The sequence below is a fragment of the Mammaliicoccus stepanovicii genome (assembly GCF_002902525.1).
GTDB lineage: Bacteria > Bacillota > Bacilli > Staphylococcales > Staphylococcaceae > Mammaliicoccus > Mammaliicoccus stepanovicii.
On record NZ_PPQZ01000130.1, the window covers coordinates 1 to 1035 of the forward strand.

At 27.2% G+C, this 1035-nt stretch carries 3 protein-coding genes; 1 reads left to right on the plus strand and 2 read right to left on the minus strand.

The window, feature by feature from the left end:
• Positions 1 to 99: 99 nt before the first annotated feature.
• A complete protein-coding gene (locus tag CD111_RS12395; RefSeq protein ID WP_145954956.1) occupies positions 100 to 219 on the plus strand; it encodes a bacteriocin in 120 nt (39 codons plus the stop codon).
• Positions 220 to 253: 34 nt separating this feature from the next.
• Here CD111_RS12395 and CD111_RS12190 read toward each other — a convergent pair whose 3' ends face one another.
• Together CD111_RS12190 and CD111_RS12195 are read right to left on the minus strand one after the other, a co-directional pair.
• On the minus strand, positions 254 to 409 hold the full coding sequence (locus CD111_RS12190; protein WP_095085966.1) for a bacteriocin: 156 nt from the start codon (positions 407 to 409) through the stop codon (positions 254 to 256).
• A 20-nt stretch (positions 410 to 429) separates the two neighbouring features.
• On the minus strand, positions 430 to 606 hold the full coding sequence (locus CD111_RS12195; protein WP_103268519.1) for a bacteriocin: 177 nt from the start codon (positions 604 to 606) through the stop codon (positions 430 to 432).
• Positions 607 to 1035 lie beyond the last annotated feature (429 nt).

Here is a 1035-nt window from a genome sequence, read left to right on the forward strand (position 1 = left end):
GTAATAAACATTAATATATGCATGCATATTCTTATTTCAAGATATATTTTAATATTATAGTTCACCTCCTATTATTATTGATAGTAGGAGGTGAACTATATGAAAACTTTAACTGATGAAGAATTAAGATTAATCAATGGTGGTAAGAAAAAAACAAATCCAGCTATAACTTGGAGTGCAAAGATACTTACCAAGATTGCTATTGTTGCCTATTCTTAATTTTCATAAATAAAAACTCCCAAACTGGGAGTTTTTATTTACCGCTATATCCTTTTTTAAATCCTCTTCCAATTTCGTCAAGATGATCGAAAGCGCTTTTTGAAACATAACCTACTGCTCCTAGTCCCAAAAGTACTAATGGGTTTCCACCATTAATTTCTTTAAGTTTCTTTTCATCTAATTTCTTCATAATAATGCTCCCTTTTTAAGTTATTTATTATACCTTAAGTATGCACACATTCCAGTTGCTCCCGGTATTAGGTTAGTATACCCTAAATTTGCTGTGCAATAAGCTGTAGCTCCTGCTGCTTTTCCTACACCTTCCCAAAACCGCTTGTTGTCTCCACCATTAATCTTTTTAAGTTCAGATTTTGATATCTTTTTCATTTTTACACCTCCTTTTTCCATATTGTGCCTCAATTTTGTTTGCTTGTGTAATAATAATCTTAATAATATGATCAAAGTATCTTATACTTGATTATATTCGTTTTTTTACATATATGATTAATTTTCATCAATTCAAGATAGATAAAAAATAGACTCCTTTTTTTATGTTATATATATATATATATATATGAGGAGGATTTTCATGAAAAATAAACATTACTGCTTGACCTTTTTTTTCATCTTAATATTTTGTGTTTCATTTCAAGGTATTACAAATTTACTTTCTGACCAACCATTTCTAACTAACCATGATATTATCCATAACATAATACCATTTATGCTTTTTATAATATTCATGCTTTATATATCTTATAAACACAATAATAAAAATGTATAAAAAATAATTTTTCTTTCTTAATTGTATTGATT

Coding starts and splice junctions, on each gene's coding strand:
- CD111_RS12395 (WP_145954956.1), top strand. CDS start 100: ATGAAAACTTTAACTGATGAAGAATTAAGATTAATCAATGGTGGTAAG.
- CD111_RS12195 (WP_103268519.1), bottom strand. CDS start 606: ATGAAAAAGATATCAAAATCTGAACTTAAAAAGATTAATGGTGGAGAC.
- CD111_RS12190 (WP_095085966.1), bottom strand. CDS start 409: ATGAAGAAATTAGATGAAAAGAAACTTAAAGAAATTAATGGTGGAAAC.